Origin of the sequence: Arthrobacter sp. Leaf337, from assembly GCF_001423745.1 — a bacterium.
In the GTDB taxonomy this organism is placed as follows: Bacteria; Actinomycetota; Actinomycetes; order Actinomycetales; family Micrococcaceae; genus Arthrobacter.
In genome coordinates, this window is the sequence record NZ_LMPC01000027.1 from 88,208 (window position 1) to 115,028 (window position 26,821).

Annotated in this window: 29 protein-coding genes and 1 pseudogene; 13 read left to right on the plus strand and 17 right to left on the minus strand. The window is 65.9% G+C overall.

The features are described 5' to 3' along the window. The first annotated feature begins 64 nt into the window (after positions 1 to 64). From ASF98_RS17690 to ASF98_RS17695, 3 genes are all read left to right on the plus strand, one after another. Positions 65 to 661 (plus strand): LPXTG cell wall anchor domain-containing protein, encoded by a 597-nt coding sequence (locus tag ASF98_RS17690; RefSeq protein WP_055804555.1) that lies wholly within the window; start codon positions 65 to 67, stop codon positions 659 to 661. A gap of 116 nt (positions 662 to 777) precedes the next feature. Beyond that, positions 778 to 924 (plus strand): hypothetical protein, encoded by a 147-nt coding sequence (locus ASF98_RS24260; protein ID WP_156372462.1) that lies wholly within the window; start codon positions 778 to 780, stop codon positions 922 to 924. 55 nt (positions 925 to 979) lie between these two features. Continuing rightward, entirely contained in the window at positions 980 to 1,402 is a 423-nt protein-coding gene (locus ASF98_RS17695) for a VanZ family protein (protein WP_156372463.1), read from the plus strand. 6 nt (positions 1,403 to 1,408) lie between these two features. Here the strand turns inward: ASF98_RS17695 and galU are convergent, their stop codons facing one another. Beyond that, positions 1,409 to 2,302, minus strand: coding sequence for a UTP--glucose-1-phosphate uridylyltransferase GalU (gene galU / locus ASF98_RS17700; protein ID WP_055804562.1), 894 nt, complete (start codon positions 2,300 to 2,302; stop codon positions 1,409 to 1,411). Between the two features lie 178 nt (positions 2,303 to 2,480). Here galU and ASF98_RS17705 point away from each other — a divergent pair, with 178 nt between their 5' ends. Further along, positions 2,481 to 3,374, plus strand: a complete 894-nt coding sequence (locus ASF98_RS17705) for a hypothetical protein (protein WP_055804565.1) — start codon at positions 2,481 to 2,483, stop codon at positions 3,372 to 3,374. Positions 3,375 to 3,376: 2 nt separating this feature from the next. On the opposite strand, the gene ASF98_RS17710 is transcribed toward ASF98_RS17705, so the two are convergent. From ASF98_RS17710 to paaA, 6 genes are read right to left on the minus strand one after another with little or no spacing between them, the layout of a single operon-like run. Further along, on the minus strand, positions 3,377 to 4,159 hold the full coding sequence (locus ASF98_RS17710) for an enoyl-CoA hydratase/isomerase family protein (RefSeq protein ID WP_055804568.1): 783 nt from the start codon (positions 4,157 to 4,159) through the stop codon (positions 3,377 to 3,379). 42 nt (positions 4,160 to 4,201) lie between these two features. Continuing rightward, positions 4,202 to 5,428, minus strand: a complete 1,227-nt coding sequence (gene paaE / locus ASF98_RS17715) for a 1,2-phenylacetyl-CoA epoxidase subunit PaaE (RefSeq protein WP_055804570.1) — start codon at positions 5,426 to 5,428, stop codon at positions 4,202 to 4,204. A 15-nt stretch (positions 5,429 to 5,443) separates the two neighbouring features. Beyond that, complete coding sequence (paaD, locus tag ASF98_RS17720; RefSeq protein ID WP_055804572.1) at positions 5,444 to 5,995, minus strand: 1,2-phenylacetyl-CoA epoxidase subunit PaaD; 552 nt, start codon at positions 5,993 to 5,995, stop codon at positions 5,444 to 5,446. Positions 5,996 to 5,997: 2 nt separating this feature from the next. Then, entirely contained in the window at positions 5,998 to 6,918 is a 921-nt protein-coding gene (gene paaC, locus ASF98_RS17725) for a 1,2-phenylacetyl-CoA epoxidase subunit PaaC (RefSeq protein ID WP_055804575.1), read from the minus strand. Then, positions 6,915 to 7,217 carry a 1,2-phenylacetyl-CoA epoxidase subunit PaaB gene (gene paaB / locus ASF98_RS17730; RefSeq protein ID WP_028271515.1) on the minus strand — a complete coding sequence of 101 codons (303 nt, stop codon included), beginning with the start codon at positions 7,215 to 7,217 and terminating at the stop codon, positions 6,915 to 6,917. Before paaB ends, paaC begins: the two co-directional genes overlap by 4 nt. After that, a complete protein-coding gene (gene paaA / locus ASF98_RS17735; protein WP_055804578.1) occupies positions 7,214 to 8,221 on the minus strand; it encodes a 1,2-phenylacetyl-CoA epoxidase subunit PaaA in 1,008 nt (335 codons plus the stop codon). Before paaA ends, paaB begins: the two co-directional genes overlap by 4 nt. Positions 8,222 to 8,400: 179 nt before the next feature. On the opposite strand from paaA, the gene ASF98_RS17740 reads away from it, so the two are divergent. Both ASF98_RS17740 and lepB read left to right on the plus strand, forming a co-directional pair. Then, entirely contained in the window at positions 8,401 to 8,802 is a 402-nt protein-coding gene (locus ASF98_RS17740) for a VOC family protein (RefSeq protein WP_055804581.1), read from the plus strand. 80 nt (positions 8,803 to 8,882) lie between these two features. Then, positions 8,883 to 9,623, plus strand: coding sequence for a signal peptidase I (gene lepB / locus ASF98_RS17745; protein WP_235506066.1), 741 nt, complete (start codon positions 8,883 to 8,885; stop codon positions 9,621 to 9,623). Here lepB and ASF98_RS17750 read toward each other — a convergent pair. From ASF98_RS17750 to ASF98_RS17770, 5 genes are all read right to left on the minus strand, one after another. Further along, entirely contained in the window at positions 9,565 to 10,518 is a 954-nt protein-coding gene (locus tag ASF98_RS17750; RefSeq protein ID WP_055804587.1) for a nucleotidyltransferase family protein, read from the minus strand. The genes lepB and ASF98_RS17750 overlap by 59 nt on opposite strands. 7 nt (positions 10,519 to 10,525) lie before the next feature. Further along, positions 10,526 to 12,154 carry a polysaccharide biosynthesis tyrosine autokinase gene (locus ASF98_RS17755; protein ID WP_055804591.1) on the minus strand — a complete coding sequence of 543 codons (1,629 nt, stop codon included), beginning with the start codon at positions 12,152 to 12,154 and terminating at the stop codon, positions 10,526 to 10,528. Between the two features lie 119 nt (positions 12,155 to 12,273). After that, positions 12,274 to 13,542 (minus strand): hypothetical protein, encoded by a 1,269-nt coding sequence (locus tag ASF98_RS17760; RefSeq protein WP_055804595.1) that lies wholly within the window; start codon positions 13,540 to 13,542, stop codon positions 12,274 to 12,276. A gap of 42 nt (positions 13,543 to 13,584) precedes the next feature. Then, complete coding sequence (locus tag ASF98_RS17765) at positions 13,585 to 13,863, minus strand: PqqD family protein (protein ID WP_055804597.1); 279 nt, start codon at positions 13,861 to 13,863, stop codon at positions 13,585 to 13,587. A gap of 25 nt (positions 13,864 to 13,888) precedes the next feature. Then, entirely contained in the window at positions 13,889 to 14,401 is a 513-nt protein-coding gene (locus ASF98_RS17770) for a hypothetical protein (protein WP_235506067.1), read from the minus strand. A 299-nt stretch (positions 14,402 to 14,700) separates the two neighbouring features. On the opposite strand from ASF98_RS17770, the pseudogene ASF98_RS17775 reads away from it, so the two are divergent. Further along, positions 14,701 to 16,565 (plus strand): annotated as a pseudogene (locus ASF98_RS17775) (DUF222 domain-containing protein). A gap of 15 nt (positions 16,566 to 16,580) precedes the next feature. Here the strand turns inward: ASF98_RS17775 and ASF98_RS17780 are convergent. Further along, positions 16,581 to 17,048: a hypothetical protein gene (locus ASF98_RS17780; protein WP_055804600.1), complete on the minus strand. Its 468-nt coding sequence runs from the start codon at positions 17,046 to 17,048 to the stop codon at positions 16,581 to 16,583. On the opposite strand from ASF98_RS17780, the gene ASF98_RS17785 reads away from it, so the two are divergent. The 3 genes from ASF98_RS17785 to ASF98_RS17795 all read left to right on the plus strand — a co-directional run bounded on the left by ASF98_RS17785 (position 17,032) and on the right by ASF98_RS17795 (position 19,373). Further along, positions 17,032 to 17,304 (plus strand): hypothetical protein, encoded by a 273-nt coding sequence (locus tag ASF98_RS17785; protein WP_055804603.1) that lies wholly within the window; start codon positions 17,032 to 17,034, stop codon positions 17,302 to 17,304. The two genes, ASF98_RS17780 and ASF98_RS17785, sit on opposite strands and share 17 nt — an antisense overlap. Positions 17,305 to 17,564: 260 nt before the next feature. Beyond that, entirely contained in the window at positions 17,565 to 18,191 is a 627-nt protein-coding gene (locus ASF98_RS17790; RefSeq protein WP_055805094.1) for an arsenate reductase/protein-tyrosine-phosphatase family protein, read from the plus strand. Between the two features lie 51 nt (positions 18,192 to 18,242). Continuing rightward, a complete protein-coding gene (locus ASF98_RS17795; protein ID WP_055804606.1) occupies positions 18,243 to 19,373 on the plus strand; it encodes an LCP family protein in 1,131 nt (376 codons plus the stop codon). 210 nt (positions 19,374 to 19,583) lie between these two features. On the opposite strand, the gene ASF98_RS17800 is transcribed toward ASF98_RS17795, so the two are convergent. Further along, complete coding sequence (locus ASF98_RS17800) at positions 19,584 to 19,943, minus strand: hypothetical protein (protein WP_055804609.1); 360 nt, start codon at positions 19,941 to 19,943, stop codon at positions 19,584 to 19,586. A 163-nt stretch (positions 19,944 to 20,106) separates the two neighbouring features. Between ASF98_RS17800 and ASF98_RS17805 the strand changes: the two genes are divergently transcribed. Then, positions 20,107 to 21,180 (plus strand): arsenic resistance protein, encoded by a 1,074-nt coding sequence (locus ASF98_RS17805; protein WP_235506069.1) that lies wholly within the window; start codon positions 20,107 to 20,109, stop codon positions 21,178 to 21,180. Between the two features lie 371 nt (positions 21,181 to 21,551). Beyond that, complete coding sequence (locus ASF98_RS17810; protein ID WP_055804612.1) at positions 21,552 to 23,771, plus strand: S9 family peptidase; 2,220 nt, start codon at positions 21,552 to 21,554, stop codon at positions 23,769 to 23,771. An 88-nt stretch (positions 23,772 to 23,859) separates the two neighbouring features. On the opposite strand, the gene ASF98_RS17815 is transcribed toward ASF98_RS17810, so the two are convergent. Then, positions 23,860 to 24,315 (minus strand): SRPBCC family protein, encoded by a 456-nt coding sequence (locus ASF98_RS17815; protein WP_055804615.1) that lies wholly within the window; start codon positions 24,313 to 24,315, stop codon positions 23,860 to 23,862. 200 nt (positions 24,316 to 24,515) lie between these two features. Further along, a complete protein-coding gene (locus tag ASF98_RS17820) occupies positions 24,516 to 25,253 on the minus strand; it encodes a hypothetical protein (protein ID WP_055804618.1) in 738 nt (245 codons plus the stop codon). 319 nt (positions 25,254 to 25,572) lie between these two features. On the opposite strand from ASF98_RS17820, the gene ASF98_RS17825 reads away from it, so the two are divergent. Next, the gene (locus ASF98_RS17825) at positions 25,573 to 26,175 is read left to right on the plus strand and encodes a dihydrofolate reductase family protein (protein ID WP_235506070.1); all 603 of its coding nucleotides are present in this window, start codon (positions 25,573 to 25,575) and stop codon (positions 26,173 to 26,175) included. 18 nt (positions 26,176 to 26,193) lie between these two features. On the opposite strand, the gene ASF98_RS17830 is transcribed toward ASF98_RS17825, so the two are convergent. After that, positions 26,194 to 26,757, minus strand: coding sequence for a GNAT family N-acetyltransferase (locus tag ASF98_RS17830; protein WP_055804625.1), 564 nt, complete (start codon positions 26,755 to 26,757; stop codon positions 26,194 to 26,196). Positions 26,758 to 26,821: the final 64 nt, after the last annotated feature.

Below are 26,821 nucleotides of genomic sequence, written 5' to 3' on the forward strand. Positions count from 1 at the left end.
TCGGGGGATCGGAAATCTCCACCACATCACGTGACACATCGTAATTACGGTCTCAGGGGGACTCATGAAGAAATCACTTGCAGCAATCGCACTTGCAGGTTCCATCGCACTTATCGGCGCAGCTCCTTCCGTGGCTGCAACCTACCCGGCACCGCCGGCCAACGCCGCAGTTTCTGACGGGACCGTTGGCCCCGGCGAGCAGTTCGTCTTCCGCGGCAACGGCTTCCTGGCCGGCGAAGGCCTGTCCATCACCGTGACTCTGGGCAGCGCTCCGGCAGCAACCGGCTCCAGCGTCTCCAACGGTAGCCGCACGGTACCGACCAAGATCACCCTGCCGCTGGCACCGCAGACCTTCTCCACAACGGCTGACGCCAACGGCGCTTTCGCCTTCCCGCTGACCATCAGCGAAACGGGAACCTACACGCTGACCGCTACGGGCCTCACCTCGGGCAAGACAGCAACCGCCGTTGTCACCGTTGAGGGCACCGGCCTCGCCAACACCGGCGGCGCTCCGCTGGCTAACACCGGCGCCGGCCTTGCCAACACCGGTGCCGACGCAAGCCTGGTTCTCTGGTCCCTGGTGGGCGCAGGCGCACTGGCTGCCGGCGCAACCTCGGTAGTTGTGGTTCGCCGCCGCGCCAAGGCTGAAGCCGCAGCGTAAGGCTAAACCAACAGCACCAAAGAGGGTGGGTGGTCTCCGGGAAACCGGAGACCACCCACCCTCTTTTTTGCGATTTCGACGACCTCAATCACCGCTGTGTGGTATTGATAAGACTTATGGGGAGACATTGGCGCAGACCACGCTGGCAGTTCGACTTCACTGTGCCGCTTCCCCCGCCACAGGCACTCCCCTACCTCGTCCTGGCGCTCCTAGCCATCGCGGCGCTGGGAGTGGCGGCTTTGGCGCTGCTCCGGACGTCCTGAGGCCCGTTTGAAGCGCCTGAAGCAGCCGCGGTTTTGGCGGGGAGTGCTTGCTGCCATGCTGGTTCCGCTTGCGCTGGTAGCCTTCTGGCCCAGCCCGGTCGACCAACCAGTGCAGGACCACCTTGCTGTCTTCCTCTTCGTCATCCATGCGCTGGGAATTCCCGGCTGGGTAAATTACGCGTTCGTCGAGGCCACGGCCAACGTGTTGCTCTTCGTGCCGCTCGGCGCGGTTGCTTCACTAGCATTCCCAAGAAAGCGGCTTTGGCAACTTGGCGCGTTCGGTCTGGTGGTCTCGGGCTGCATGGAGCTAGGGCAGCAGCTCTTTCTTCACGATCGGTTCGCGAGCCCGCTGGACCTTGTCACAAACACCGCGGGCTGTGTCATAGGGGCACTGGCGGCCCGGGCTGGAGTCCTGGAGCTCAAACGCCGACAGGCTCAACGCCAGATGACGTTGAGCCTGCCGAAAAGCAATTTATGAACCGACTTACTCGTTCACGAATTCCTTCATCCACGTCTTCAATTCTTCACCGAAGTCCACGCGCTCCGAGGCGATAGAGATAACAGCCTTGATGTAGCTGAGCTTGTCCCCGGTGTCGTAGCGGCGTCCACGGAACACCACACCGTACACACCGCCGCCTTCGCCCTCGGCGGTGGCCAAGGTTTGCAGCGCGTCCGTCAACTGGATCTCCCCGCCACGGCCAGGCTCCGTCTTCTCCAGCACGTCAAAGACCGCCGGGTGCAGTACGTAGCGGCCAATGACGGCCAGGTTGGACGGAGCCTCGTCCACGGACGGCTTCTCCACCAGGCGGTTCACCTGGAAGTAGTCCTCGCCTTCCACGGCCGTGATGTCCGCGCAGCCATACGCGCTGATCTGCGACGGGTCCACCTCAATCAGGGCGATCACAGAACCGCCGGTCTTGGCCTGGACGTCGATCATGATGCTCAGGAGGTCCTCCTGAGCATCAATGAGGTCATCACCCAGCAGTACCGCAAACGGCTCGTCCCCGACGTGCTGGCGGGCGCACAGCACCGCGTGGCCCAGCCCCTTCGGATCGCCCTGCCGCAGGTAATGCAGCGGCGCCAGGCTGGACGCGTGCTGGACGGCCTCCAGGCGCTCCAGGTCGCCCTTGAGCTCCAGTGTGCGCTCGAGAGCCGGGGCCCGGTCAAAGTGGTCCTCCAGCGCGCGCTTCGAGCGGCCCGTGATCATCAGCAGATCGTCCAGGCCCGCCTTGACGGCTTCTTCAACCACGTACTGGATTGCGGGCTGGTCAACAACCGGCAACATTTCCTTCGGCATTGCCTTGGTAGCGGGCAGGAAGCGAGTTCCCAATCCGGCAGCAGGAATGACGGCTTTTTTTACAGTTTTCCCCAAAGTCATAGCTGAACCATATAAATCCTTAGTGTAATCCCGCAATCGGTAGCCAACATTAAGCGCACGCGCGCATAGCACCTTTACAATTCATACCCGCGTAACGATGGGTACCCCTGCCCATCGCGAGCGGTTCGCTTCCACGACATACTTCTGCTTGCAGCTTTCACAAAAATTGGGGGACATCTTGAATGACGAACAACAGCCCGGCGTTCCGCAGCAGCCGGAGCACAACGGGTGGCAGCAACCGCCTTATCCGCCGCGCGCGGACCAGTACAACTTCAACCAGCCGCCGTACGGCAACCCCGGACACGGACAATATGGCCAGCCCGGCCCGATGCAGTTCGGCCAGATTCCGCCGAAGCGCAAATTCCCGGTGTGGGGCTGGGTGCTCATCGGTATCGGCACCCTGACCATCCTGGCCTTTGGAGGTCTGTTGTGGCTGGGAGCAATTGTCCAAGCCTCGCAAGCCTCCCCGACGTCCCCGAATACGGCCGGCAGTTCAGAGTCCGCTCAGGCGACGGAGGAAGCCACCACCGACGAATCCTCGGCCGCAGCCTCCGGCGAAGAGGACCTCTACATCTTCCAGGACGCCGACTTCACCTCGCCGCCAGTCTGGTCCGTGCAGATGCCTGCCGGCTGGACCATCTCAGATACGAAAGACGGCACCACCCAGTACCGCAGCAGCGACAACCCCTGCCTCTTCACCACCCACCAGGCCATCCTGCCGCCCAGCGGTGCCGTCACCGATGAGGAGGCCACACAAGCCTCCATGCAGGCGGAAATTGAAGGCGTCAAAAAAGCAGCCGCCTCCCCGGTCACAGTAGTGACCGACGCTGACTCGCTCTACGCCAAGCTCCGCAACGCAGACGGCCGCGTTATCGAGCTTCAGGAAGCCGAGCTGCGGTTCAAGAACAAGATCGACGTGGACCTGGTGGTCCGCCTGGCCGTGCGCGCCATGCCGTCCGGAAACGGCCTGATGGAACTCGACCTCGCCTGCCCCGCCAACATGCCGACAGAATCAGACGTGTGGACGGAACTGACGGGCAGCGTCACCATGGTGGACGATCCGGCGGTTTAATTTCAGCGGCCGTTGAACTCCGGTGTCCGCTTTTCCTGGAACGCCTTGAAGCCCTCCGAGTAGTCCTCGGACTTGCACAGCCGGGCCTGCTCCGCGTTTTCCTCTTCCATGGCTTCCCAGAGGCCGAGGCGCTGGTCGCGGATGTGGGCCACCAGGTCCTTGCTGGCGTTGAAGGCACCCGTGGCACCCGTGGCAACCTTCGCCACGATGCCGCGGGTGTTTTCCAGCAACTCGCCCTTGGGCATGGCACGGCTGAACATGCCCTGCGCCACGGCCTCGGCGCCACTCATCAGCTCGGCCGTGTAGATCAGGTCCAGGGTCCGGTGCATGCCCAGCCGCTCGGTGAAGTACCAGTGCCCGCCGGAGTCCAGCGTGGCGCCCAGCTTGGCGAACGGCGAGCCGAACTTGGCGTCCTCCGCCACATACACCACGTCCGTGGCCAGCAGCAGGCCCAGCCCCACACCCAGGCACGCGCCCTGCGCCGCCGCGAACGTGGGCGCCGGGAATGCGGTCATCTTCTTCAGCAGCGGCTGCAGCAGTCCGCCCAGGTACCCCTGGACGTCGTCCGTTTCCGGCGTCACGCTCGCAATGTCCCGGCCAGCGCAGAAGGCGCGTCCCTCTCCCCTGAGCAGCAGCGCCCGCACCTCACCGCGAGAGGCGGCGGCAGCGGCGTCGTCGTACGCCTGGGTTAAATCCTTCAGCGCCTGCTCGTTCAGCGAGTTCAGCTTGTGCGGGGCGTTGAGGACAACCTCGGCGATGCCGTCGGCGATGGAGAGGGAGATCATGGGGCTCCTGTTCGTGGCCGTGACAGCCGGGTTGGGAAAGGCTTAGACGTCGAAGTCGACCGTGACGTCCGGGGTGGTGGGGTGGGACTGGCAGGTGAGCACGTAGCCCTTGTCCAGTTCATCCTGCTCCAGGGCGTAGTTCTCGTCCATGGTCACCTTGCCCGTGACCAGCTTGGCGCGGCACGTGCCACACACTCCCCCGGCGCACGCGAACGGCACGTCCGGGCGAACGCGCAGGGCGGCGTTCAGGATGGATTCGCGCGCATGGGTGGGGCTCTCCACCTTGCCCTCGAGGCCGTCCAGCTTGAACGTGATCTTGTAGGTCTCCTTGGACTCGTCCGCGATCACCGGGCGGCCGATGTTGCCTTCGGGGCGGTCCGGCTTGCCGGAGGTGAACAGTTCGAAGCGCACATGCTCCGGCTGCACCCCGCGGGCTGCCAGGGTGTCCCGGCACAGCTGCACCAGCTCGAACGGCCCGCACAGGAACCACTCGTCCACATCGTCGGCGTGGATGGCGGTGCCCAGCAGCGCCTGGAGCTTCTCGGCGTCGATCCTTCCGCTCAGCAGCGGCGCGATGCGCTGCTCGCGGGACAGCACGTGGTGCAGGGCCAGGCGGCTCGGGTACTTGTCCTTCAGGTCCGCCAGCTCCTCCAGGAACATCACGTCCATGGCGGCCTTGTTGGCGTAGATCAGGTCGAAGCGGGTTTCCGGGTTGGCCGCCAGCAGCGTGCGGGCAATGGCGATCACCGGGGTGATGCCGGAACCGGCGGCGATGGCCACGAAGCTGCCGGGCTCCCCCGCCAGGTCCTCCGGGTGGTTCATGGAGTTCATGACGTTCTGCTCCACCGTTTTGCCGTCGCGGCCGTGCTTGGAGACGAACGCGCCCATGGGGCTCATCACGTCCAGCTGGTCGCCGGCCTTCAGCTCGGCGTTCGCCCAGGTGGAGAACAGCCCGCCCAGGTCCTTCTTGATGGCCACGCGGATCTCGCTGGTGCCGTCTGCGAAGCTGCGCGGCTCGGCGCAGATGGAGTAGCTGCGGCGCACCTCGTGCGGCTGGCCGTCCTCATCCGGCATGGTGGTACGCAGGGCCACGTACTGGCCCGGCAGGTAGTCGTACTGGCCGGCAAGCTCCGCCGGAACCCCGAACGTCACTTCGATGGCATCTTCCGTGAGCCGGCGGACTTCCGCCACCGTCAGCGTGTGGAAGGACGCACGACGGCGGCCGGTGGCCGTGGCCTGTTCGGCGGCAGTCTGGCGGACAACAGTCATGGGAGCACCTGTTCCTTACAAAACTTTGAAGTAGTCGAACGGTTCCTTGCAGTCCTGGCAGACGTACAGCGCCTTGCAGGAGGTGGAACCGAAGCGGGTGAGTTCCTTGGTGTTCAACGATGAACACTGCGGGCATTTGACGGCCAGGCTCAGGCGGACGGGCCCGGCGTGGCGTACTGCGTTGCTGTGGCCGCTGGGCGGCGCGATGCCGTACTCCTGCAGCTTCGCCTTGCCGGACTCGGTCATCCAGTCCGTGGTCCACGCCGGGCTGAGCACCAGCTCCACGTGCACGTTGGGGTAGCCCTCCTTGGCGAACACCGCATTGAGGTCATCGCGGATGGCGTCCATGGCCGGGCAGCCCGAGTACGTGGGCGTGATGGTGACCTGGACGGCGGGCACCATGCCGCCGTCGTCGAACAGCTTTACATCCCGCAGGATGCCCAGGTCCGCAATGGTGAGCACCGGGATCTCGGGATCGCACACCGTGGCGGCGAGGTCCCAGGCCTTCTGCTCCGGAGTTTTCGCTTCCTTGCGGTCGCTCTCGGCGGTGGGGTGGCTGACGTACATGGCTACCAGCTCGCTCCGGGGTGCTGGCGGGCCAGCACCTGCATCTCGGCCAGCATGTAGCCCAGGTGTTCGGAGTGCTTGCCGCGGCGTCCGCCGCCCAGTGCGGCCGGAACCTGCGGAACCTCAAGTTCTGCCTCGGCCAGGACCTCGCCGGTGAGGCGGTCAAAGTCAGCGCGGAGGCTGGAAGGCTCGACGGCGGCACCCGCCGCCGCGAGGCGGGCGGTGAGTTCGTCGTCGGCAAACAGTTCGTCGACGTAGGGCCAGATGACCTTGAAGCCGTGGATCATCTTGCGGCGCGATTCGTCCGTGCCGAGGGCCAGGCGCAGCACCCACTGGGCGCTGTGGTCCCGGTGGTAGTCCACTTCCTTCACGGCCTTGGCGGCGATGCCGGCCAGCGTGGCGTCCGTGGAGTGCGTGAGCCGGCTGTAGAGCTCGAACTGGTAGTAGCTCACCACGAACTGGCGGGCGATGGTGACGGCGAAGTCCCCGTTGGGCTGCTCGAAGAGTTCCACTGAGCGGAACTCGTCCTCGGAGCGGAAGTAGGCGAGGTCGTCCTCGCTCTTGCCGTTGAGGCCACCGGCGTAGCTGAGGAAGGAGCGGGCGTGGCCCAGCTGGTCCAGGGCGATGTTGCCCAGGGCGATGTCCTCCTCCAGCTCGGGGGCGCGGGAGATCCAGTGGCCCAGGCGCTGGGCCAGGATCAGGGCGTCGTCGCCCAGGCGCAGTGCGAACTCGGCCACGTCCTCGGTGGGCTTGGCGGTGCCGCGGCTGACGGCGAGCGCGATGTCCTCCGGGCGGAGCGCGTTGCCCGGCGTGATGCGGGTGGCGCTGGCGGTGGCGTCTCCGCTGGTGCCGGCGGTGGTGACGCCCACGGAGATGTCCCCGTGGCCGCCTGTTTCTTCAGTGGTTGCGGGTGAGGTGCTCACAGGTGCTTCACGCCCTCGCTCTTGGTGTAGTACGTCGCGTGCCGGTAGTCCTTGCCCTGGGGCGACTCGAAGAAGGCGCCCTTGGCGTCCGGATCGCTGGAGGCGATGGCGTCCGCGGGGACAACCCAGATGGACACGCCCTCGTTGCGGCGGGTGTACAGGTCACGGGCGTTGCGCAGCGCCATCGCTGCGTCCGGCGCGTGCAAGGACCCGGCGTGCACGTGGGACAGGCCGCGGCTGGAGCGGACAAAGACTTCCCAGATGGGCCAGACGTTGCCGGCGGGGGTTTCGGGGCTCATGCTGCGGATTCCTTCTCTGCTTGCTTGCGGGCGTACGCTGCGGCGGCTTCGCGCACCCAGGTACCGTTCTCGTGTGCTTCGCGGCGACGCTCCAAACGCTGGGCGTTGCAGGGGCCGCGGCCCTTCAGGACCTCGTGGAACTCGTCCCAGTCCAGCGGGCCGTGTTCCCATTTCTTGGTTTCTTCGTTGAAACGGATGTCCTTGTCCGGGAGGGTGAGGTCCAGGACCTTGACCTGCTCCATCATCATGCCGACGAAGCGGTTGCGCAGTTCGTCATTGCTGAAGCGCTTGATGTTCCAGGCCATGGACTGCTTGGAGTTGGGTGAATCATCGTCCGGCGGGCCGAACATCATCAGGGCCGGGGCGTACCAGCGGTTTACGGCTTCCTGGGCCATCTGCTTCTGCTCGGGGGTGCCGTGCGAGAGTTCCAGCAGGATCTCGAAGCCCTGGCGCTGGTGGAAGGATTCTTCCTTGCAGACGCGGACCATGGCGCGGCCGTAGGGGCCGAAGGACGCGCGGCACAGCGGAACCTGGTTGGCGATCGCGGCGCCGTCCACCATCCAGCCGATGGCGCCCATGTCCGCCCAGGTGCGTGCGGGGTAGTTGAAGATGGAGGAGTATTTGGCCTTGCCGTCCATCAGGTCCTGCATCATTTGGTCGCGCGGCTGGCCCAGGGTCTCGGCGGCGGAGTACAGGTACAGGCCGTGGCCGGCCTCGTCCTGGACCTTGGCCATGAGGATGGCCTTGCGCTTCAGGCTGGGGGCGCGGGAAATCCAGTTGGCTTCCGGCTGCATGCCGATGATCTCCGAGTGCGCGTGCTGCGAGATCTGCCGGATGAGGGTTTTGCGGTAGGCAGCCGGCATCCAGTCGCGGGGTTCGATGCGCGAATCCTCCGCCATGACGCGGTCAAAGTACGCCTGACCTTCAGCCTCGTGCCGGGCTGCCTCTTCCAGCTGTTCAGGTGTCAGCTCAGCGGGCACTGACTGCAGGGTCTGCGTTGCCATGGTTGCTCCTATGCATATCCGATAAATAATTACCGACCGTTCGTTCAGGATATGCGGAAGCCGTGAGATGCGTCAAGCACCGGGGGCGCTTGGTGGGGTTGTTTTGTGCCTGACGCGGCAGGGCGACCTGGTGCCAGCGGGAGTACTGGATACTAAATCCGCGTATGTAGGCTGTGGGCATGACGGCACCGCAGATCTATGTCAGTTTCCCCGGCACGGCGCGCGAAGCACTCACCTTTTACCGTGACGTCTTCGGTGGAGAGCTATCCCTCTACACCAAGGCGGACTTCGGTAGCAGCGACGGCCCGCCGGATCACATCGCCCACGGAGTCCTCACCGGCACCGTTGCCCTGGCCGGATCGGATGCGCCAGCCGACGGGAAGACGGTCCGGTTCGAAGGCCTCATGCTCTCGTTGCTGGGGAACGCCGAACCAGAGACCCTCCACGAGTGGTTCGACAAGCTCGCCGTCGGCGGCCACGTGGTGGATCCCCTTGCCCCCAAGCCTTGGGGTGCATCCGATGGCCAGGTGATCGACCGCCACGGGCTCCACTGGCTCATCGGGTACGAGCCCGCCCCTTGAGCAGTGCGGCTGCTCGAACAGTTGCCCAACGACCGCATCAACCAAAGCCGCACCCGGGCGTTGTGGGGTAGTTTTGGGGCGTGAACGCAGCCGCCCGAAGGAAGCTCCCCCTCTGGGCTTTGCTCGCCCTCAATATGCTGGTGGCCCTCCTCGCCATCGCCTTGGTCCAGGCGTTCCTGGTCAAGGTGTATCGGGTGCCGTCCGGCTCCATGGAGCAGACGCTGCAGGGCTCGCAGGGCGGCGGCGACCGGATCCTGGTGAACCGGCTGGCTTACGCGGGCAGCTCACCGCAGCAAGGGGACGTGGTGGTGTTCACCCGTCCGGCCTCCTGGCAGCATGAAACAGCAGCGCCCGACGGCGGCGGGCTGGGTTCCGTGGCACGCGCCTTCGGCGACCTGACGGGGATCGGCGTTTCCAACGAGCAGTTCCTGGTAAAGCGCGTCATCGCCGTGGGCGGCCAGACCGTCAGCTGCTGCGGCACCGACGGCAGGCTCAGCGTGGACGGCCAGCCGCTGGACGAGCCCTACATCTACCAGGACTTCCCCTTCCAGGCCGGGGTTTTAGACTGTGCATCCGTTCCCAGCTCGGCGCGCTGCTTCCCGTCATTCACTGTTCCCGAAGGCCAGCTGGTGATGCTGGGCGACCACCGCTCCGGCTCGGCGGACTCGGTGGTGGACTGCCGGACGCAGGCCGGGAACCCGCCGTCGGCGTTTTCGAATGACGCGTCGCCGGAGTGCGTCCGGACGGTGGCGACTTCCGAGGTTATCGGTGAAGTGGCCCTGCGGATTTGGCCGCTGGATCACGCCGGCGGAGTTGGCTGAGGTCCTTGACGATCTTCGGGACAGCGCGCAGGAAGCGGGCCCACCGGGCCTGATGCTGCCGGAGCCGGCCTCGGAATGACAGGTCCGCGTAGATGTTCCCCGTGAGGAAGACCTCTGTGGGCGGGAAGACCGCGCGGAAGAGCATCTTCGGCTTGTCCCGCAGCGGGGCCTGGGCAATGGCGATGATCCGGGCGCTGCCCGGCTCCTTCGCTAGCAGGCGGTTGCGCCATTCCGTGGAAGCCTCCGGCCATTCTTCTGGCTGCGAGCCCAGGTCCTCGAGGAAGGGTCGCATGGCCGCCAGGCAGCCGGTGGCCGTGGCGACGGCCAGGATTTCCGCCGCGTGCGACTCCCGCTTGGTGAGCTCCGCCAGGAACACGAGCTCCTGGCTGCACGCCGGAAGATGGGGCGAACGGAGGGCATGCAGGGCAAGGATGAGGATTCCCAGCGCCTTTGACGGGACCCGCACCACCTGCCCTGCAAGTTCAAGGTCCTCCGTGTGCGCCCACATCACGTCGAAGGAGTCGCCGGGAGGGTTTTCCATTCCGGGAAAGCGGAAGTGGACGTCGATGCAGCAGGGCCATTCCGGGTGATCGATGGTGGTGGAGTGACGCGGGAAGCTGCGCTCGTCCGGGTCCACCGGGCGCTCCCGCCAGCCCCTCTCCCGCATGCCGTTGAGCAGTGGTTCCAGGTCCGCCGGGGGCACAAAGACGTCCACGTCCACTGACATCTTGGGCAGCCGTAGCCCCTGGACCACGCTGGCCGGACCCTTGATGAAGAACGCCCGGATCCCCAGGCTGTCCGCCACCCGCTGGACCAGGGCATGGCCCAAGAGCACGGCTTCGGGAATGCTCAGCTGCGTTTTGTCGGTTGGGTTCTGCGTGGCTGGGTTCGGCACGGCTGACCTAGCCCCGTGCCCGGCGCCCGGCGGGCACCGGTTCCAGGACGTCGTCGTCGTTCTTCCGCTGGATTTGGCTCTGGAAGGTGTCGTCAACAAACGCCTCCGGGGCGAGGGATTCCGGAGCGGAGTGATAGTCGGGTGCCGATCCGGTGGCGGAGGTGTACGTGCCGTAGTAGGAGTATGCGTCCGTGCCCTTGGTGGGCACGTAGTTGAGAACGGCGCCCAGGATGCGGCCCTTCACCTTTTCCAGGTTGCCCAGGGACTGCCCCAGCTGTTCCTGGGTGGTCCGGCCCGTGCGGATCACCACGATGGCGCCGTCCGCGACGCGGGACAGGACGGCAGCATCCGTGACGGGCAGCAGCGGCGGGGCATCAATCAGGACGATGGCATTCTCTGCCAAGGCATTGAGCATGTTCTTCATGGCCTTGGACCCGAGCAGCTCGCTGGGGTTCGGCGGAATCCGGCCCGAGCCGAGGACGGACAGGTTCGGCAGCGCACCCCAGGGCTGCAGGACGTCCTCCAGCTCGGCGGTGCCGGTGAGCACATCGGTGACCCCGACTCCCGGAACCAGGTTGAAGACGTCCACCAGCGTGGGGCGGCGGAGGTCGCCGTCGACCACTACAACGTTCTCGCCGGCGGCCGCCATGGTGACCGCCAGGTTGGCGGTGACCGTGGACTTGCCTTCAGCCTGCATGGAGCTGGTGACCACGATGATCCGCGGCGGCTGGTCCACGTCCAGGAAGCTGATGTTGGTGCGCAGTTCCCGGAGGGCCTCGGCCATCGCGCCGCCGGCGTCGTGGAGTTGCGCGGCGGCGCCCGCGTCCAGGATCGTGCTTTTTTCGTCCAGGCGGTGGTCAATGGGGAGGGTGCCGATGACCGGGACCTCGAAGAGCCGTTCAATCTCCGCGGCGTTGCGGATCCGACGGTCCAGGTGCCGGCGGACCAGCGCATAGGCCACGCCCAGGGCCAGGCCGATCAGCGCGCCGAGCGCAAGGGTGAGCTTGACGTTCGGGGACACAGGGCTAGTGGGAAGGACGGCCTTGCCCAGCGGGAGGATCCGGACGGCGGAGGCCGTGGCCGCTGGTGCGGTGGCAGCGTCCGGTGAGGTGCCGGCGTCGGGCGTGGTTGTTTCTGTTGTGGCTGTTTCCGGGGTGGCCGTTTCGATCGCTTCCACCTGGGCGGCGAGGCCGTTGACCCAGGCATCGGCCACGCGCTGGGCGGTTGCCGGATCCGGCGACTGGGCCGTCACCCGGATCTCCGCGGTGTCCAGCGGAACCTTCACACTGATGGTGCCGAGCAGCGCATCGGCGGTGGTCTTGAGCTCCAGGGAGGCGATGACCCGGTCCGCTACCAGCCGGGACTTGGCCACGGACTCGTAGTTCTTGACCTTCGCCTTGGCCAAGCTGTCCCCGGCGAGGGAAAGGCTCACGTTGTCCGAGCCCGGCGTGACCACAATGCCGCTGGAATCGGACGAGTAGATCTTCGGCTGAAGGACCGTCCAGCCGAAGGCCGTCAACGTGGCCAGCAGGGTGAAGGCGACGATTGCCTTCCAGTACGTACGCACCACCCGCAGGTAGTCGGCCAGGTCCAGGCCGGCTGGTGTTTCGCCCGCGGGCACAGTGTTGACGCTCATGGTGGTTCCTTCCAAGTTTGTATGTTTCCCTGCCCGGTCTTCGTCGCCGGAGTGATGCGTCGTGCGGTGCCCCGCGCGGCTGGCGGCTAGTCGCCGCCCTGCGTATTCGGTGCCTTGCGTTATTCGGTGCCCTGTTCCAAGACTGATTTGGCGATCAGCTGCCCGGCGGCTGCAGCGACGGCGGCTTTGTAGTCCTCCGGCCGGCCGTGCACTTTTGCGATTTCTTCGGCCAACTGGTCCAGCGTTACTGCGTTTGCGGTTGCTTCCCAGATCGCCGGCCCGATCCCGCTCAGCCGCACGATCTCCGCTTCCAGCATCACCAGCAGGTCGCCGTCGACCGCTACGGCATCCTTCGGTTCAACCCGGCGGATCCAGCCGTCCGGGATGGGGGTCGCGTCGTCGGGCTCGGCTTCTACTGCGCGCGCTGGGCGGGTGCGGGCCTCCCAGACGGGCTTCGAACGGCGCTGCTTGCGGAAGAGCGGCTCCAGGGCTGCCGGCAGGTCCTCGGCCTCCGAATAGGTCACCTGCCAGACTCCCCCGACGCGGTCGATCAGCCGGCACAGCGACTGCAGCGGCTCGTCGATTTCGGCCTGCGAGGACGAATCCGGGATGAGCGCCAGCAGCCCGTCAGCCAACGGGAGCTGGCGGAGGGTTGGCTCCTGGTGTGCTTCTTGGTCCGGTTCAATCCGGTTGAGCAGCACGATGGACTGGATGAAGGGCTTGGCCGGTGCCGGCAGGAGCCCGAGCTCGTCGGGACCCACCTGGCGTTTGGGTGCGCCGGGCCCCTGCTTCACGGACAGCGGCTTGGGGTACGGAAGCACCGAGCCGTCCGGTCCGATGGCGACCGTTTCGTCCGTGACATACCCGTACGTCCCGGCCAGTACCGAGGCAGCCGTGGTCTTGCCCGTGCCGGACTTGGCCACGAGAGCCACCACGGCGCCGGTCTCCGGAGAGGCCACGCCGCAGGAGTGGAGCATCATTAATTCGCCGGCGTTCTCCAGGATCGCGGCGACCGTGAGCCGGGAGGTGAGGTTCTCAGCCAGCTCCGCAAAGGAGGCTGCCTGCAGGGGGAACGTGCCGCCGTCGTACGTTTGGGACAAGTAGGAGACGGAAGCGGAGTACGGCAGGGATTCCGTGGGTTCCTTGGCGAGCGGCGGGACCATCGGTGCCCCGGCGCCGGCACAGCGCGACCAGGCAGAGCGCATGCTTTGCTGCTGCTCGAGGGTGACCGAGCGGCCCCAGCGGATGGCGAACTGGGTGCCGAGGACGTCGACGCTCAGCAGTTCCCCGCCGCCGCGCAGATCCTCAAAGAGCCGGGCGTCCCAGCCGCTGGAGAAGTCCCAGTCGAGCTGCGAATCTATGCCATGCTCATTGTCCTCGCCGCTCATGACTCCCCCTTTCCGTCCAGCCGGTTGGTGCTTTGGTTTCTACTAACCCGGGATGCCAGCAGCTTCGATGAGCCGCTGGGCTTCCAGGCTGGCCAGGAAATTTTCCACTTGGTGCGCCAGTTGGCCGGCCGCGTCCTCGAAGGTGGCTTCCAGTTCGGCGATGACGTCCGCCTGGTCGCGGCGGCCGTCGATCAGTTGCCAGATGGCCGCAGCCGTGCCGTCGAGGACTACGGGCTGGGTTGCGTCCAGGTGGAGAAGAGCAACCCGGTTTGTTGACTCGGTGCGGACTTCTGCGACCAGGGTGCCTCGGCGGTAGATCACTTTGTCTGCCTCTATCGATCTAGGGTCACGGGAAGGTGACCGAAAGTGCGATGCCGGGCAAGGTGACTGACTTGCTGTCGGGCAGCGTCAGAGTGATGGTCATCGTGTAGGAGTACGTCACCTTCTTCGGCAATGGGTTGACGCGCTGGTACTGGAAAGAAAGAGGAATGTTCAGTGTCTCGCCGCTTGCAAGGGGACCAACGTTCGAGAACGTAGCGCTGTACTCATGGGCAGTGGAGTAAGCAGGCGAGCCCAGGGCAGCCGGCGCCATGGACTGGATCCCGGCTCCTGCGAGCACTCCCCCCGACGGGGCAATGTTGACGGTTCCCGTGATTGTTCCGGTGATTGCGCTACCAGTGTTCTGGATGTCGAAACTCGTGGGCCCGATGCCGGTAAGGTTCGTGCCCGTACCTGTACTTGTCGAACTGACAAAAGTTAGGCCGGCTGTATTTGCGCCCTTGAGCGTCAAGGTAGCGCTGTAGATCGGCCCAGACGCCGACGCTGCCGGCGCTGCAATAGCGGCTGCGATGACCGGCACGGACCAAGCTGCTCCCTTAACAATCCTGCGACGGCTGAGACCGCCCTCTTCGCTGCTCGTGACCTCTGCGTTCAGAACCTCAGACAATTTCGCCCCCACATGTTTTTCGGCTGGGGCCAGTCCTGATTGGACCGGCCGTGTGCTTTCACCGCGTTTTCGCCGGCTGCGACCACTCTTCCCAACGACGCGAAAGGTTCACGCAACCGTCTTGCAAGATTCACTCAAGGTTTCCTGTGTATGCAGAATTGAGGATTTCGGGTTGCCCCTTAAATGTCAGTCCCCACTGGCAGAGTTATCCCATGGAAGCCGTTGGAGAACTCGCCCCGAACCAGGCCACGCGCCTGGGCGGGTTTTCCGATGTGCCGCCCCTAGTAGTCACGCCAACGCGCAGCCTTCGCGCGGTGACCGCAGGCGCCCTCGCCGGCTCCCACTTTCGCGTGCCGGCGTCCGACGACGGTGGTTCCGATGATCTGGTCCGGAGCCTTGAGCTGCTCAAACGTGCCGTGTCAACGGCGGTCGAGGACGCCGGGCGGCTCGGTTTCCGGGAGGCTGCCGACTTCGCCGCCAACGTCGAGGACGTCTCCCGGACCCTCGAATATCTGCAGATCGTCGCGGCCGGAGCTGTCGACCGGACGCGGCGCGAGGCTTCTGCGGCCGCGCGGGCGGGCACCGGCTCGGTCTCAAGTTCGGGCGCAGCGGTTGGCTGGACCACGGGTTGGGGCACCGACGCGGTTGCCGCCCAAGGGCCGGTCGGCTGGGCCCCCCGGGCCGGTGGCTGGGTCACCGGCCCCGGACCAGCGGCAGCGGATCCCGACTCGCTGGAACCCGAACCGACGAATACCGGATCCATGCCCTCAGGCCCGGTGCCAGATCCGGCTGATGACGGGTGCCGGAACGCCGCCGAGTTCCTCCGCACCAGCTTGCGGATCAGCATTGCCGAGGCCCGGCGGCGCCTCAGCTTGGCTGACGCGGTGCTGCCGAGGACCGGGATTACCGGGCACATCGAGCCTCCGGAACATCGCGAACTCGCGGCCGCCGTCGCCGCCGGAACCGTTGCGTCCCGCTCAGCGACCATCGTCACCATGGCACTGGAGCGGGTCCGGCACCACGCCCCCGAAGACACCATGGCCCGGATGGAACATGACCTGACCCGCCACGCGGCCGGGAGCGACCCGGATTTCGTGTCCCGGATCGCGAAGCGCTGGATCGAGGGGCTCGACCAGGACGGGTCCGAACCGTCTGAAGAAGAGCTCCGCCGCCGGCAGGGCGTGTTCCTCCGCCAGCCACGCCGCGGGCTGTACCATGTGGAATTTTTCGCCACCGCCGACCAATACGAACCGCTCCTGACCGCCATGAACACGGCCACCAACCCCCGCACCCGCACAGGCGCCGACACCGGCGCGGGTAGCGGCGGCGGCAGCGACAGCGACAGCGACACCACCGGCACCGGTGAAGCAGAGCAGGACCTGGAACTGGAACTGGATCAGCGGACCCGTCCGCAGCAGCTCCTGGACGGCCTCGTCGGCGCCTGCAAAGCGGGCTTGGTCGCCGGGGCGCTCCCGGCCGCGGGCGGGCTCCGGCCCCAGGTCATGGTCACCATCGACTACCGCGACCTCCTCGACAAGCTCGAGAACCTCGAGCGCACCACCGCGGCCTCAGGCACCGGCCAGAGCACCGACGCCACACGCAGCACCGGCACCGGCATCCCGGGCACGGGCTCGTTCACGTTCACCGGCCCCGTCACTCCCGCCACCGTCCGCAAGATCGCCTGCGATGCGGACATCATCCCCGTCCTCCTGGGCAGCCAGGGCAGGATCCTGGACATCGGCCGCACCACCAGGGTGTTTCCGCCGCACATCCGCAAAGCCCTCACCGCCCGCGACCAGGGCTGCGCGTTCCCGGGCTGCACCATCCCCGCACCCTGGTGCGAAGCCCACCACATCACCTACTGACCCTGCTCTGCAGCCATCACCACCACCTGATCCACAAGGAACAGTGGCAGATCCACGTCAAAACCGGGGTGCCCTGGTTCATCCCGCCACCCCACATCGACCCACGCCAGGTCCCGCGACGAAACAAACTGCTTCAGGTGCTGAAAGTTCAGGCACTGAACAGCGGGCTGGGCACTGCCGCCCTGCAAAGCGGCCGGCGCCCCACCTCATGAGTGGATGGCCCCACCTCAGAGGTGGATGACGGAGGTGCACGCCAGAATTGTCGGCGCCTGCTTGCCATGCTCGTGGACGGTGACTTCTGCGGTCACCTCGAAGTCGCAGCGATCGCTATTCCTGCCACGCCGGCCATAACCGTCGATCGCGAAGTCCAGCTCCGTTGAACCTGCGGCCACCTCGTACATGAATGCCGCCGTGAACGTGGCACCCTTGAGCGTTAGGGTCGGCAAGACGCATGCCGTACCCACGCTGATGAAGGAAAACGACAGGCTGCCAGGCACCGGCACCTGCCCGCCAACGCGCAAGGCCGATGAGACGGGCACTACCGGATTGATGGTGATTCGGACGCTCACCTTTCCGGAAACGGCGCCAAGACCCCGCAGGCCGAGCTCGACAGGGACCTTGACGGCGGGCCGAAGGTGGCCGGCCTCATTGGGATGCGTGGTCGAAGGAATGGCCCGAATGCCCGAGACGAGCACCGCTGAAGCTGACCCGGTCGAAGCAGTCGCCGCCGCGGCTGGCACAAATGAAGCTGGCGTAGCTGAAGCCGTCGTCTCTGAAACCAGCGAAGCCCCGGCCGGCGTCACTGAAACCGCCGTGACCGGTGCCGCCGTGACCAAAGCTGGCGCCGTCGCGGACTGGGAGACGGTGGCAGCGGTCATGGCCGGAGCCGGCCGCAGGCCGCCCCACACCGCCCTGCGGCGCGTGGCTCCGGCATGGTCCTTGATGCGATAAGCAAGCTCTGACATCTACGTCCCCCGTAGCAATCGGTTGGGCCTCCCGGCCGGGCCGCCCAGCTGCTGTGACCGTGTTCTTCACCGGTTGACCCCACTGTGCCTGTTGTGCCTTCAGGTTCACGCAACCGCGCGGCAAGATTCGATCAAGATCTGCCCGTTCCTCCGGGCGGTTTGCCCCCGGACAGGAACTGCCTGCGTGTTAAGTTGAAGATCAGGGATCGCACCGATCTGACAGCCACTCCGGAAAGAGCCCTCACCGTGGAATCGCCAACGCCCGTACGGATCCTCACAGTCTGCACGGGAAACATCTGCCGCTCCCCCGTGGCCGAACGCCTGCTGCAGGCCGGCCTGGACCAGGTCCTGCCCGGCGGCTTCGAGGTGCGGAGCGCCGGCACCCGCGCCATGGTGGGCAGCCCCATCCAGCCGCTCTCCGCCGACATCGTGAACATGTACGGCGGCACGGACAAGGGCTTCGCGGCACGGCAGCTGACCCCCAAAATCCTCCGCGACACGGACATCGTGCTGACCATGACCTCCAAGCACCGCGGCGAGGTGCTGCAGCTGGACGCCTCCCTGCTCAAGCGCACATTCACCATTCGGGAATTCGCGCGGATGCTCGAAGCCCTCGAGGAGCGTGACGCCGCCGCGGGTGAAGCCAGCCGCAATGAAGGCAACAACAAAGCGCCCGACGCCGGCACGCTCTGGCGTGGCCTGCCCGCCCGCCTCGCCTCAGTCCGGCACCTCGCCCTGGCCGCGGACAGCGCGGACAACGAAGTGATCGACCCGTACAAACGAGGCCCCGAGGTGTACCGGCAGATGGAAGACGAACTGGCCCCCGCCATCCTCACCATCCTCCGCTACGCCCGGCTCAACACGCCCACATAACAGCACTTCCGGCGTCGCCCTTTTCCGCATCAGCGGTGGTAGCGTCCGGTTATGGACAACCAGTCTGATCCGGAAGGAGCGGCTGAAAGCAAGCCGCCGCAGGGAAATTTCGCGTGGCTTCCCGTCTGGCTGCGCCGGCAGCCCCTTTGGCTCAAAGCCGTCCTGGCCATGGTCCTGGTGATCGCCCTGGGCAGCACCGCGTACGCGTTCTCGCAGGTGGGACGCGGCGGTCCGCCTGCTCCCACCGCCAGCGGGGTGGCGACGTCGGAAAGCGCCACCGCGACGCCGTCACCCACCGAACCGGCCCCGGCACCGCCCGCGCCTCCACCGGCGCCCGAACCGCCGCCCGTGGCCATGAACATCCTGATCATCGGCAGCGACAGCCGCGGCGACTCTCGGGCGGAAGAAGCCCAGGCCGCCGCCGGAACACCGGCCGATCAGCGCGGCGACGTCCTGATGCTGGTCCACGTGCCGGCCGACCGGCAAAGGATCTACGGCATCTCGATCATGCGCGACATGTGGGTGAACATCCCCGGCCGCGGCGAAGCCAAGATCAACGCCGGGCTGGAACTGGGCGGTATTCCGCTCATGGTCCAGACCGTGGAGGGGCTGTTCAACACCCACATCGACCACGCCGTGATGGTGGACTTCCCGGGCCTGTGGGCCGCCACCGATGCCCTGGGCGGCGTGGACGTGAACGTCACCGTCCCCTTCACGTCCACCCACGACACCCGGCAGAATTTCCCCGCCGGCATCAACCACCTCACCGGCGGCCAGGCCCTTGAGTTCGTCCGCGAGCGCTACGCATTTGCCGACGGCGACTTCCAGCGCATCCGCAACCAGCAGACATTCCTCAAAGCCGTCATCAGCAAGTTCATGAGCGCCGGCACCCTCACGAACCCGCAAACGGTGCTGAACGTGGTCAACGCCGTCCGGCCGCACTGGACGGTCAGCCCAGGCCTCACCGTGGAAACCATGGCGAAGCTGGGCTTCAGCCTGCGTGACGTGGGCCCCGAAGATGCCATCTTCTTCCGGCTGCCCGACGGCGGCTTCGGCTTCAGCACCACCGGGCAGTCGATCGTCTTCCAGAACCCCGGCGCGATTGGCGCAATATCAGCAGCACTCGCCAGCGGAACCCTGGCGGACTACGTGGCGGCCAACGGATTCGAGGGCGGGAACTGAGGGGTCTGGACTTGAGGGCTCGAGACCACCATGCCAAAGGGCCATCTGCAGGCGATTATGGGCCTACACAGGTGGCTGTTGAAGCATGGTGATGTTTTCGGTGAGATGAGTTACCGGCGACGGCGGCCGCTTAGGCGGCGAGGCCGCCGTCGTGCGTTCCGGTAACGTGCGTTCCGGTAACGTGCGTTCCGGTGAGGTGAGCTCCGCTGCTTAGGCGGCGAGGCTCATGGCCCGGTTCCTTCGTCGGGTTGCCGTCTCCGTACCCTTGTGCGCGGTAACCCGCGGTGCGGGAGCCAGGACGCTGATGTTGCATTCCGACTGGAGCGGATCAATGGACGCCGGCAGGTGGTGCGATTCCGAACATGCCTGCAGCTGCTCCATTGCAGCCGGCTCAACATGTGCGTGGCTCACATCCAACACCAGGTGGAGCCCTTCTTTCAAATGATTTGCCCTCTTCACAACCACATACAGGGCCTGGAGGCTTTTCGCCGTCACATGTCCTTGGGCGGCGACTTCAGCCTGTCCGCAATCGAGATCGAGCCGTACTAAAACCTTGAGTTTGTCGTTCAAGTGTTTCCCCTATTCACTGCATGGCCGCGACGCTGCGACCTCCATCAGACTAAGGAGCGAATGTGACCTACGCAACACTGAGCGTCACATGCGGAAAGAGTGGCGTTATGAACGGCGGGGGGTGTTGTGGCCGGCTGCGGCGTGGGGTAATGACTCGCCTACGATGGAGCCGGTGAAGACCTGGACGTTTGTGGCATGGATGGAACGCCGCCAGATCGGCCTGTATCTTGCCGCGATTGTGGCCGGTGCCGCAGCGGGTTTGTTGGCGCCGGACTCGGCCGCCGCGCTGGAGCTGGCCATCAATCCGGTACTGGGGCTGCTGCTCTACGCGACATTCCTGGGGATCCCGTTCGCGTCACTGGGACGCGCCCTACGCGACGTGCCCTTCATGGCGACGGTGCTGGTGCTCAACTTCGCCGTGGTGCCCCTGGTGGTGTTCGGGCTGAGCCGTTTCGTCGCCGGCGATCAGGCGCTCCTGGTGGGCTTACTGCTGGTACTCCTCACGCCGTGCATAGACTACGTGATCGTGTTCACCGGTCTGGCCGGCGGGGCCGCCGACCGGCTGCTCGCCGCGGCACCGGTACTGATGCTCGCCCAGATGCTCCTGCTGCCGGTGTACTTGTTGATGTTCGTGGGGCCGGAGCTGGTGTCGGCGATTGATCCGGCGCCGTTTGTGCAAGCACTGGTGGGGCTGATCATCGTTCCGCTGGGTTTGGCGGCGCTGACGCAGTGGCTTGCCGGGCGGTTCTTGCCGGGCGGGGAAGGTGACCTTCCCGCCGTCGGGCACCCGGGTGACGGCGCCGCCGTCGGGCGTTCCGTTATCGGTTCCGCTGCGGGGCACAAAGTCATGGCGGTGATGCAAGCGCTGATGGTCCCGCTCATGATGGCGACGCTGGCCGTGGTGGTGGGTTCGCAGATCGTGGGCGTGCGCCAGGAACTGGGTTCGCTGCTGGCCGTGGTGCCGCTGTATGCCGCGTTCCTGCTGGTGATGGTGCCGCTGGGCCTGCTCGCGGCCCGGACCGCCCGGCTGGATGCCCCGGCGAGCCTGGCCGTGGTGTTCAGCGGCGCGACCCGCAATTCGCTGGTAGTGCTTCCGCTGGCACTGGCGCTTCCCGAGCCGCTGGCCCTCGCCGCGCTGGTGGTGGTGACGCAGACCCTGGTGGAGCTAGTCGGCATGGTGGCCTATGTGCGCTTCCTGCCGGGGTTGGTGCCTGCCGATTCGCGGCTCCGACACTAGGCCCTGGCATACGGTGGGGCTGAGCTATTCACGCTGGGCTGGGAAACTTCACGTGAGCTAAGGGCCGGCGGTGCCTGGGGAAGCCTCGGTCTCAGAAGGCTTATCACCGCCGGCCCAGCTCAACGTGATCCGGAACGTTGTCCGGGCCAAGTATCGGACTGGCGGGAGTTCCCAGGGGGACCAGGTCCTCCGCCGACCGACTCCTACAGACTATTTACCGCCAACATCCTGTGCGTGAGTGGCCACTACTTGTCTTTAAGTTGTAGAAGTGACGCGGTGTGCAGGGCGCTACGCACGAAGAAAGCGGACCACTCTATCCCCCGGTAGCGAACGCGGGTGCCCGGAGCGGAATAGCTTTATATATTGAGTCAATGACCCAGACTCCAGTGCAGCACCCTGCCGACCACACCCCTGCGTCCGCCGCCCCCGTTGCCCGGAAGGTCCCGAAGGAACGGACCCACCACGGCGACACCTTCGTGGACAACTACGAATGGCTGCGGGCCAAGGACTCCGAGGACGTGGTGGAGCACCTCAAGGCCGAAAACGCCTACCAGGAGAGCGTCACCGCCCACCAGGAACCGCTCCGGGAAGCGATCTTCCAGGAAATCAAGGGACGCACGCAGGAGACAGACTTGTCTGTCCCGAACCGCAAGGACGGCTGGTGGTACTACACCCGCTCCGTGGAGGGCAAGGAGTATGGCATCCAGTGCCGAGTCAAGGCCCGGAACACCGGGGACCCGGTGGCCGACTGGACGCCCCCGGCGGTGGAGGCCGGCGTCGAACTTCCCGGCGAAGAAGTCCTGCTGGACTGCAACGTGGAAGCCGAAGGCAAGCCGTTCTTCGCGGTGGGCGGCACCGCCGTGACCGTGGACGGCAACCTCTACGCCTACGCCGTGGACAACGCCGGCGACGAACGCTTCACGCTGCGCTTCAAGGACCTGCGCACCGGCGAAATGCTTCCGGACGTCATCGAGAACATCTTCTACGGCGTCTCCTTCTCCCCCGACGGCACGCGCCTGTTCTACACCGTGGTGGACGACGCCTGGCGCCCCTACCAGGTGAAGTCCCACGTGCTGGGCACGCCGGTCGCCGACGATGAGGTGATTTACCAGGAGGACGACGTCGCCATGTGGCTGGGCTTCGATCTCTCCTCCGACAGGCGTCACCTCGTGCTGAGCATCGGCTGCTCCGAGTACAGCGAGACGCGGCTGCTCCGCTTTGACGATTACGACGCCGGACTCAGCACCGTGATCTCCCGCGACGAACGCGTCCTCTACGAGGCCGAGCCGTTCCTGCTGGATGGTGCCGAACGGATTCTGGTGACGCACAACCGGAACGCCATCAACTCCATGGTGTCGCTGGTGGACCCGGCCGAGCTCGCTAAGCCGCTGGCCGAGCAGGAGTGGACCACCGTCGTCGAACATTCCGACCAGGTGCGCGTCAACGGCGCGGGCGTCACGTCCACGCACGTGATTGTGTCCGTCCGCAAGGACACCATTGAGCGCGTGCAGGTGCTGGCGCTGGCCGGTCTGGGCACGCCCGCGCAGGGCGATCCGGTGGAACCGGCGTTCGACGAGGAACTGTACACCGCAGGTGTGGCGGGGTCCGACTACGAGGCGCCGGTGATCCGGATGGGCTACACGTCCTACTTCACGCCGTCGCGCGTGTACGACTTCGTGCTGCCCACCGCTTCCCAGCCCGCGGGCGAGCTGCTGCTCCGCAAGGAGAGCCCGGTGCTGGGCGGCTACTCGCCGTCCGACTACGTGGCCACCCGGGAATGGGCGACGGCGGCCGACGGCACCCGCGTTCCACTGTCGGTACTGCGGCACGCCTCGGTTTCCCGCGATTCCTCCGCGGCCGGGCTGGTGTACGGGTACGGTTCCTACGAACTGAGCATGGACCCCGGCTTCGGCATCCCGCGGCTGTCGCTGCTGGACCGCGGGATTGTGTTCGTGATCGCGCACATCCGCGGCGGCGGCGAGCTGGGCCGGCACTGGTACGAGGACGGCAAGAAGCTCCACAAGAAGAACACGTTCACGGACTTCATCGCGGCCACGGACTGGCTGGCTGGTTCCGGATGGGTCGCGCCTGACCGCATTGCCGCGATGGGCGGGTCCGCGGGCGGTCTGCTGATGGGCGCCGTGGCCAACCTGGCACCGGAAAAGTACGCCGCCATTGTGGCCGCCGTGCCGTTCGTGGATGCGCTGACCACCATCCTCGATCCGGAGCTGCCGCTCTCCGCCCTCGAGTGGGAGGAATGGGGCAACCCGATCACGGACCCTGACGTGTACGCGTACATGAAGTCCTACACGCCGTACGAGAACGTTGGCGCCCTGCCCTATCCGAAGATCGCCGCCGTGACCTCGTTCAACGACACGCGCGTCCTGTACGTGGAGCCGGCCAAGTGGGTGCAGGCCCTTCGTGCGGTTTCCACCGGGTCCGAGCCGATCGTCATGAAGATCGAGATGGACGGCGGCCACGGCGGGGCCTCCGGCCGGTATGTCCAGTGGCGCGAGCGGGCCTGGGACTACGCCTTCGTGGCCGACTCCGTGGGCGCCGTGGAGCTGCTGCCGGGGGCCGGGCTGAAGTAGGGTTCAACTCCCCATCGATTGCTCCGTAACGGCCGTTCTGAGCCCCCAAAACGGCAGTTACGGAGCAGCGGATGGGGTATGTGGCGGGCTATCCGCCGTCGTGGTGTTCGGCCAATAAGTCCGCGAGGGTCTCGAGGTTCGCGCGGACCGTCCGGGTATGGGCCTTCTGCACGAACGGGTCGGCCAGTTTGCCGAAGACCCCGCCGAGCCCGGTGCCTGCATCGATGCGGTGGGTGAGGCGGGTCCCGTCGCCCTCGGACTCAAGGGTGTCTGTGATGGTGAAGTCGAACTTGCCTTCAACGGAACGGATCACCGTCTTGTTGGGCGGATCGAAGTGGGTGTTTTCGCTGACCCAGTCGAAGTGCCGGCCCAATACCTTGCTGCTGCCTTTGGTCCGCGTGCCCACCCCAACGGGACCGTCGCCTATCTGTTCTGCCTGGACAACGGATGAATCCCAGACGGGGATGTTCTCGCTCTTGATCAGGAACTCGAAGACCTCCTGGGGCGGGCGGGCTATGAAGACACTTTCTTCGATCACGGGCATGGCGGGCACTCCTCGGACACGCCTGCTGACGGCACGGCTCGGCCGCCAGGTAGGTTTAGCGCCAGTGTGGTCCGCCCCCGGCTGTGGTGTCAACGCTGCGGCGGCCCGGCGGAAGGGCCCGTAGAACCCGACGATAATCCGATGGTTGAGCCTGTCGAGACCCGGTCCCGACAGGCTCCATCACCGGTGGTTGGCTCGAACTATGCGGTGACTGGACCCGTCGGTGCCGCGGCGCTGGCGGCCTGTCCGCGGCGGCCGCTGGGCCACATTTGCACAGCCATGACGAACGCCCAGGCGGCCATGAGCACCAGCGCCACCAACCGGGGCGCCGAATCGAACAGGCCAACATAGGAAACCATCAGGCCGTGGATGATCCATGCGATTCCCGAAGCCGCGGCCAGCCATCCCGGCCAGCGGGCGAACGCGTAGCCGTACGCGATAGCCAGCCCGTAGAAAATCAGCGCGAGTCCGAGCAGGATGTTGGAATAGCTCTGCAGCGCGTACTCAGTCCATCTCAACCCCATGGCTGCCGAAAGCGCTGACGACTCCTGATCGGCGGGAGCCACCGCCCAGGAATCCACCGCCCATTTGAGCGCCACACCATCCACCGCCTGGAGCATGGTGATGGCCGCCGCGGTCAGCACCACCGCGACCAGGCCGAACCGCGCCAGCGGTTTTGGCCCCTCCTTCTTGGCGGTCATGGCAAAGTACAGGGCCACGAGCCCGCCGAAGAACATCAGGGCGGCGAGCCACTGCGTGAAGTGGATGGCAATCCAGCCATCGGTCTGCGCGTACTCCCTAAAGACTGCAGTGTGGTTCATGGGGTCTTCCCTGGACGGGTGCACCGCCGTTGCGGCCACCAGCAGGATGACCCCGAGGGGAAGCGCAATCGCACCGATCCTCCCCCAGAATGCTCTTGGTTCCACGTCCGTTTCCATCGCCTTCTCCTCTCCAAGCCGGCTGCTTCCCAACGGTGCCCGTGATCCCCTGCGGGAGGCATGGCCAGGCTTTCCATCGCTTCAATGTGGCTGGAGCGGGCGAGATTAACTTCGCCCGTAGCAACAGATTAGGAGCATGAAGCTAGAAGAGGTAGCCCTTCTCGAAGAGCGCACCCTGGCCGCTTCAGCACACTGGGGGCCATAGACACTGCCACCGCATCTGCAGCCTGCGTACCGTGGTGGATGTGGACGAAGTGAGCTACTCCAGAACCGATGCTGAACCCCTACGGAGAGGTAACACACGATGAGACTGACGCTGATGCAGTTCTTAACCTTGGACGGCGTGTCGCAGGGTCCCGGCTCCCCGGATGAGGACACCAGCGACGGCTTCACCCAAGGAGGGTGGTTTGTCCCGCACTTGGATGAGGAGTTCGTGCAACAGGCTGTGGACTGGCTGGGCCAGGCGGACGCTTTGCTATTCGGCCGCCGCACCTACGACAACTTTTCGCGCGACTGGCCCCAGATCACGGACCCCGATGATCCGTTCTCCGAAAAGATGAACGGCCTGCCGAAGTACGTGGCCTCCCAGAGCTTGAAGCAGGCCACGTGGGCACCGACGACCATCCTCTCCGGGGACGTCGCCGCACAGGTCGCCGAATTGAAGCGGCAGCCCGGACGGGAGCTGCAGATCCACGGGAGTTCCAGACTGGCGCAGTCCCTGCTGGCCGCCGGGCTGATTGACGAGGTGAGGCTGGTGATCGCCCCGGTGGTGGTGGGGAACGGGCGGCGGCTGTTTCCGGTGGGAGGCGCCCCGGCGGGCCTGCGCCTGGTCAGCAGCAGTACGACGCCGGGCGGACTCGCCATTCTTGTCTATGAGTCGGCAGGGCCTCCGGAGTACGGGACGTACGAGGCCGGCGCCTAGATCCAGGCAGCTGGCGCGTCAGCTGCCTGCTTTCCGTGCTGTCCATTCGTCGCGCAGCATGGCGTAGACAACTTCCGTGGCCCACACGCCCTTGTACCGCCACTTGTCCACGTGCTTGCCCTCCAAGCGCATGCCCAGCCGCTCGCAGATCGAAGCCGACGCCGTGTTCAGCGCGTCCAGTTTGGCGTCGATCCGGTGGAAGTCCAGGCCCTCGAACCCTAGCTTCAGCATCGCCTCCGCAGCTTCGGTGGCGTAGCCCTTGCCGCGCGCTCCCGGGGCCAGGCTCCAGCCCACCTCCGCCTGGCCGAGGCCCGGCAGCCATTTCAGCACCACTTCGCCGATCAAGCCCGGAGAATCCGCGGCCTCAATGGCCAGTGCCACCCAGTCGCCTTCCTTTTTGAAAACAAAGTTGGCGTAGTTGCCCACCCGTTCCATGCACTGCGTGTAGCTCTTGGCTTCGCCCGGCAGGAACCGCGCGGTTGCGGGCAGCGAGTGGTAGGCGTAGAAGGCGTCGAGGTCGGCGGCCTCGAAACGGCGGAGGACCAGGCGGTCGGTGCGGATGGGCAGTCTGATGTCCGGCATGGTTTGAGCGTACCCTCCGCCGCTTCAGCACACTGGGGGTGTCCGATAGACACTGCCACCGGGC

What these genes read in the sequence shown, in the direction of transcription:
- ASF98_RS17690 (WP_055804555.1), top strand. Translation starts at nt 65, where the DNA reads ATGAAGAAATCACTTGCAGCAATCGCACTTGCAGGTTCCATCGCACTT.
- ASF98_RS24260 (WP_156372462.1), top strand. Translation starts at nt 778, where the DNA reads ATGGGGAGACATTGGCGCAGACCACGCTGGCAGTTCGACTTCACTGTG.
- ASF98_RS17695 (WP_156372463.1), top strand. Translation starts at nt 980, where the DNA reads ATGCTGGTTCCGCTTGCGCTGGTAGCCTTCTGGCCCAGCCCGGTCGAC.
- galU (WP_055804562.1), bottom strand. Translation starts at nt 2,302, where the DNA reads ATGACTTTGGGGAAAACTGTAAAAAAAGCCGTCATTCCTGCTGCCGGA.
- ASF98_RS17710 (WP_055804568.1), bottom strand. Translation starts at nt 4,159, where the DNA reads ATGATCTCCCTCTCCATCGCCGACGGCATCGCCGAGGTTGTCCTCAAC.
- paaE (WP_055804570.1), bottom strand. Translation starts at nt 5,428, where the DNA reads ATGACTGTTGTCCGCCAGACTGCCGCCGAACAGGCCACGGCCACCGGC.
- paaD (WP_055804572.1), bottom strand. Translation starts at nt 5,995, where the DNA reads ATGTACGTCAGCCACCCCACCGCCGAGAGCGACCGCAAGGAAGCGAAA.
- paaB (WP_028271515.1), bottom strand. Translation starts at nt 7,217, where the DNA reads ATGAGCCCCGAAACCCCCGCCGGCAACGTCTGGCCCATCTGGGAAGTC.
- paaA (WP_055804578.1), bottom strand. Translation starts at nt 8,221, where the DNA reads ATGGCAACGCAGACCCTGCAGTCAGTGCCCGCTGAGCTGACACCTGAA.
- ASF98_RS17740 (WP_055804581.1), top strand. Translation starts at nt 8,401, where the DNA reads ATGACGGCACCGCAGATCTATGTCAGTTTCCCCGGCACGGCGCGCGAA.
- ASF98_RS17755 (WP_055804591.1), bottom strand. Translation starts at nt 12,154, where the DNA reads ATGAGCGTCAACACTGTGCCCGCGGGCGAAACACCAGCCGGCCTGGAC.
- ASF98_RS17760 (WP_055804595.1), bottom strand. Translation starts at nt 13,542, where the DNA reads ATGAGCGGCGAGGACAATGAGCATGGCATAGATTCGCAGCTCGACTGG.
- ASF98_RS17785 (WP_055804603.1), top strand. Translation starts at nt 17,032, where the DNA reads ATGCCCGAGACGAGCACCGCTGAAGCTGACCCGGTCGAAGCAGTCGCC.
- ASF98_RS17795 (WP_055804606.1), top strand. Translation starts at nt 18,243, where the DNA reads ATGGACAACCAGTCTGATCCGGAAGGAGCGGCTGAAAGCAAGCCGCCG.
- ASF98_RS17805 (WP_235506069.1), top strand. Translation starts at nt 20,107, where the DNA reads ATGGAGCCGGTGAAGACCTGGACGTTTGTGGCATGGATGGAACGCCGC.
- ASF98_RS17810 (WP_055804612.1), top strand. Translation starts at nt 21,552, where the DNA reads ATGACCCAGACTCCAGTGCAGCACCCTGCCGACCACACCCCTGCGTCC.
- ASF98_RS17815 (WP_055804615.1), bottom strand. Translation starts at nt 24,315, where the DNA reads ATGCCCGTGATCGAAGAAAGTGTCTTCATAGCCCGCCCGCCCCAGGAG.
- ASF98_RS17820 (WP_055804618.1), bottom strand. Translation starts at nt 25,253, where the DNA reads ATGGAAACGGACGTGGAACCAAGAGCATTCTGGGGGAGGATCGGTGCG.
- ASF98_RS17825 (WP_235506070.1), top strand. Translation starts at nt 25,573, where the DNA reads ATGCAGTTCTTAACCTTGGACGGCGTGTCGCAGGGTCCCGGCTCCCCG.
- ASF98_RS17830 (WP_055804625.1), bottom strand. Translation starts at nt 26,757, where the DNA reads ATGCCGGACATCAGACTGCCCATCCGCACCGACCGCCTGGTCCTCCGC.